Consider the following 4,522-nt stretch of genomic DNA (forward strand, 5'->3'; position numbering starts at 1 on the left):
TCGATCGTCCACATCGCAGCTTCCTTTCGTGATTCGAAAGCACAAAAGGAATCACAACCGCGCACAACCCGCAAACCGAAGTCCGCTAACCGATTCCGCCGATTCTCAAAGTCTCCGGACGGACACTAACATAACCAATAATGACGACAATGCATTCGCCTGTGCTGGAGTAACTGAACAATGAAAAATATAGCCGCGTCGGGTAAACACCTCGTTGATCCCAAAGGGGACGAAGATGTTTCACGCGATTCCAGCGTTCTTCTTGAAGCGGCCTCCCGCTTGCGTGCAGCGGATCCCAAAATTGTAGGGCGTGCGTTGTTGCTCGAGGCTATGGTCAATCATGTTCCGGATTTCATGTATGCAAAAGATCGCGATGGTCGATTTCTCTATGCAAACCAAGCCATTATTCAAGGCAACGATCTCTCAAGCGTTGACGACATTATCGGACTGACCGACTTTGATCTTCACGGCGAAGCCGCCACCGATGCGCGCATATCCGAGATAGAACAGCGCGTCATGGAAACAGGTGAGCCAGATCTGGGATACGATGAGCGTGCCATGCGCGGGGGAGGCGACCGTTGGCTGATGATGTCACGCGTGCCTCTGAGAGATAGCAGCGGCGCAATCGTCGGTATTGTCGGGTCTTCGCGTGACATCTCCGCACGTAAGGCCTCGGAACGCCTGATGCGAGCTCAAAACCGCATACTTGAAATGATTGTTGGTTCGGTCGCCATTCCAGAGCTCATGAATACGTTGGCGGAACTGATTGAAGAACTTGCCGAAGGTATCAGATGTGCAGCGGTTGCCTTCCCCCCGGAGGATGGTATTCAGATTTTCAAAGCTCCAAACGCGCCCGATCTGCTGCTGCCGCTTTTCGAAGCTCTATCTGCGTCGTCTTCAACGCCCATCCGTGAGGCGACGGCCAGAACAGCTTTTGAGAATAGCGGTTTTTTGTGCTTTGAAATTCCTTCGGCAAATGGGACCAGTCATGGCCTGATTGGCATATCGTCGACGAAGAACGATCTCAGCCGAAGCCTCACCGAGTTCTTGGCGGGAGCGAGCCGTATGGCAGGGATCGCTATCGACCGCAGGCGGGCAGAACAACAAATACGTTTTCTCCTCGTTCACGACGCGCTAACAGGTTTGGAAAATCGCACCTCCCTCGAAGGAAAACTTCCGGGAATTCTCAAAGCTGCTGAACTTTCGTCACAACAGGTGGCGGTCAGTTTCCTCGATCTGGATAATTTTAAACAGATCAATGATACCTTCGGTCATGCCGTTGGTGATGAACTTCTGAAAGAAGCCTCAGGAAGGCTTTCCAGCCTCATCACAGGGAAGGACATTGTTGCCCGTATCGGGGGCGATGAGTTTGTTCTTGTATTGCACGAAACTGATGAGCGCTTTGAAGATCGACTTCAGCGCATCAAAACAACCGTTGCGCAGCCTTTGACACTACAAGGTCTCGATTTGAAGGTCAGCTGCAGCATCGGTGTTGCCTATTATCCCTCGCACGGCCTCATGGCGTCTGACCTTTTCAGGGCAGCCGATCTTGCGATGTATAAAGCCAAAGAAAATGGGCGCGACGCCGTTCAAGCCTTTTCGCAAGAACTCTCCGATAGCGCACGACGGAAGTTTCTTCGAGCCGAAGAGCTGCGCACGGCCATTCAAAACGATGAATTTGTCCTCGATTTTCAGCCGCAGATAAACCTGACAACTGGTCTCGTGTCCGGCGTTGAAGCGCTCGTCAGATGGAAACATCCCGTAGAGGGCATTTTGCCTCCATCCGAGTTCATCCCTCTTGCTGAAGAAACGGGCATTATCATAGAGTTGGGTGAAGCCGTGCTCAGGAAAGCCTGTCAGCAGGCCAAAAAATGGAGCATGAATGCCCGGCATCGCGTTCGGGTGAGTGTCAACATGTCGCCGAAGCAGTTTCAAAATGCCGGCGTGATCGATCATGTCAAAGCGGCCCTCAAGGAGAGCGGTCTGGACCCGTCACTTCTCGAAATCGAGATTACCGAAAGCTCGATCATGCGTGATATCGGTTCGGCCGCGGGCATCATGAAAGAGCTGACCGATATGGGAGTCGATTTCGCAATTGATGATTTCGGAACCAGTTACTCATGCTTGAATATGCTGAAAAAGCTCCCGTTCTCCCGTCTTAAAATCGATAGATCCTTTATCATGAATACGCCGGACGACGAGCAAGACTGTGCAATTGTCACGGCCATCTTGAACCTGGCGCGAAGCCTCAAGCTTCAAGTCGTGGCGGAGGGCGTTGAGACCATCGAGCAGGCGCAGTTCTTACATCTAGCGGGATGCGAACACGGGCAGGGCTATTTCTACAGCCGTCCCGTCGGTGATCTCACGATTGAGGCGCTTCTGGACAAGCAGTATTAGCACGTCTCGCTGATCGAGATCGTCCGGCGCGCGAGTACCACGCTGACGTCATGGTTCCGAACGGCTGTCACGGCCATCCATTTGCCGTAAGGCTTCTTGCGGTGAGATGGCCTCAACGCTTTTTTCCAAGGACTTCGGCCGCAGTCGTAAAGGTATTGTCCGTTGCTCCGTCGACGACCTAAAGCATCACCACCGTCGCGACCATTCCTGCCGGCGTCCGAGATTTTCACGCGGTCGTCGCGGACGCGTATGGTTTCCCAAGCGCGGCAGTCGGGCCGATATCTGTGACGGTTACATGAACGAAGCATGGGGGCGCCGGTCGAAGGGCCGGGGCGCCTACTATCTGACGTCAAACGATTTCGAGTGATCCTCGTGCGAAAGCTCGCGCTTGTAATTTTCGTCCTTAGGCTCATTGAAATGGTATGTCAGCCTGTATTTCAAGGAGTCCCTGCCGACGAAGCCTGCGTCCGGCGTGTATTCAGCAGTGACACCATCGACGAGGGTGTTGCGGCATTTGTAACGCGAGTTGCTGGGCTTAAAGCCGTCGGGTTTGAATCTGGACTTACTAATTTTCACTCTCCCATGCTGCGGAGGTGTCAGGATCGTGATTTCCGGAACATCAAGTGCAACACATGACCGGTTGACCTCGGAGGCATGCACAAACTGCAAAGTCCGGCCAGCGGGCATCTGACTTGTCGAGGTGCAGGCGGTCAACGCGATGGCTGTGCCGATCGCAACAAGAAATGCTTTGTTCATGAATCCCCCATGCAATTATCGGTTCGCAATTTGGCTGGATGCTCGCATGAGTCAAGACCTACGTGCCCGTGTGCATTATCCAACCTTGGCCGCACATTGGGTGCAGATGGCGAAACAGGCCGCGCGGGACGGCTTGCTCGGCAATGTGACCCGCGCGGCCGTCTCGCTTGGCCATCAAGCTGATGTTATCGAGAACATCAAGCACTCTGTTGCGGATACGCTCGAACAGTTTTTGAAGAAGTTCCCTGTCGCCCATCATGTCCTTCGAATGCGTCTTCAACTCGGCCAGCCGCGTGTTGAGCTTGCGGCCAATGATCTGAGCCTTTTTATGGTCGGAACAATGAAGGCTGAGTGAAAGCCGGCTGCCGGGCTGGCATTGAGTGAAAGCGGCCGGAACCCGGGGGCGCCAGTAGAAGATGTTTCCGCGGCGGATGAGATTCTCGACCTCGTGGCGCACAGCCATGACGAACAGACCCTGTATCGAGCCTGAAGGTTTGACCGCGCCGAATTCGGCTGGGCATCACCTTTGGGCATCAGTTCTGGGCATCAGGTCGCCAATGATGCCAAAACGATATCCGGCACGACTGGAAAATCAAGGAATTAAGGGCTTTTAGGGAGAATTGGCTGGGGAACCTGGATTCGAACCAGGACTAACGGAGTCAGAGTCCGTGGGTCTACCGTTAACCTATTCCCCAACGCTGCGTGAGCGATCAGTGGCGCTCAGCCGGTGTGCCGGGCTTATAAACAAAACAACGGCGGATGCAAATAGATTTTGGGAAAATAATTGGGGCGGGCGCAAAACGGCGCTGGCTGGCGTCCTGTGCGGGCATTTTTGGACGGGGCCTTGGCTGTTTGCGCGTGTGCAAAAAGAATTTGGCGAAAGCCAGCGGCGCTGATAAAGTCGGTGCAACGAAAATCAAGCGAGCGCCTCGAGCGGCATACAGATCCGCGCGGCGCAATGGACACACACGTGAAAGACCCCGACAGCGGCGAACAGCCGCCCGTTTCCGGGGCGTCGGCAGCAGGTCGTAACGATGGGCATTCCGTGTCCCGTTCCGGCAAGGGCAAGCGCAGGCGGCACAACCCGTCCCGCAACGCTTCTGCGAATGTCAGCCCAGCCGGTCCTGCCGGCGAGGCAGGGCGTCCCGAGATGAAAGACACCGCAGAGCGGACCGGCGAGCCGGTGCGCAAGCGCAAGCGTCGTCGCCGCTCGAAATCCGGCCATGGCGCGTCGTCGCCCATGCCGGGACAGGGCATGGCTCAGGACGCCTCCAGCCATCATCAGGCCACGCTCGATGGACAGGGTTCGTCGAGTGCAGCCGCGTCGGCTGCGGGAGTCGAACCGGCCCCCCACCGGCAGGCCCCCCCC

3 protein-coding genes, 1 tRNA gene and 1 pseudogene are annotated in these 4,522 nt (G+C 55.4%); 2 read left to right on the forward strand and 3 right to left on the reverse strand.

The window, feature by feature from the left end; translation table 11 throughout:
* The first annotated feature begins 180 nt into the window (after window positions 1-180).
* A complete protein-coding gene (locus AX760_RS02010) occupies window positions 181-2,397 on the forward strand; it encodes a putative bifunctional diguanylate cyclase/phosphodiesterase (protein ID WP_071831172.1) in 2,217 nt (738 codons plus the stop codon).
* Between the two features lie 339 nt (window positions 2,398-2,736).
* Here AX760_RS02010 and AX760_RS02015 read toward each other — a convergent pair whose 3' ends face one another.
* From AX760_RS02015 to AX760_RS02025, 3 genes are all read right to left on the reverse strand, one after another.
* Window positions 2,737-3,153, reverse strand: a complete 417-nt coding sequence (locus tag AX760_RS02015; RefSeq protein ID WP_071831173.1) for an Ig-like domain-containing protein — start codon at window positions 3,151-3,153, stop codon at window positions 2,737-2,739.
* Between the two features lie 58 nt (window positions 3,154-3,211).
* Window positions 3,212-3,616 carry a DUF6538 domain-containing protein gene (locus AX760_RS27545; protein WP_245294911.1) on the reverse strand — a complete coding sequence of 135 codons (405 nt, stop codon included), beginning with the start codon at window positions 3,614-3,616 and terminating at the stop codon, window positions 3,212-3,214.
* A gap of 158 nt (window positions 3,617-3,774) precedes the next feature.
* Window positions 3,775-3,848: transfer RNA gene (locus tag AX760_RS02025), tRNA-Gln, on the reverse strand.
* A 275-nt stretch (window positions 3,849-4,123) separates the two neighbouring features.
* Between AX760_RS02025 and AX760_RS26565 the strand changes: the two are divergent.
* Window positions 4,124-4,522: pseudogene (locus tag AX760_RS26565) on the forward strand (Ppx/GppA phosphatase family protein); the annotation flags it as partial.

Origin of the sequence: Pararhizobium antarcticum (assembly GCF_001885585.1) — a bacterium.
Lineage (GTDB): Bacteria > Pseudomonadota > Alphaproteobacteria > Rhizobiales > Rhizobiaceae > Pararhizobium > Pararhizobium antarcticum.

Bases quoted from the DNA above. Each gene is read 5' to 3' on its own strand.
- AX760_RS02010 (WP_071831172.1), top strand. From the start codon at position 181: ATGAAAAATATAGCCGCGTCGGGTAAACACCTCGTTGATCCCAAAGGG.
- AX760_RS27545 (WP_245294911.1), bottom strand. From the start codon at position 3,616: ATGGCTGTGCGCCACGAGGTCGAGAATCTCATCCGCCGCGGAAACATC.
- AX760_RS02015 (WP_071831173.1), bottom strand. From the start codon at position 3,153: ATGAACAAAGCATTTCTTGTTGCGATCGGCACAGCCATCGCGTTGACC.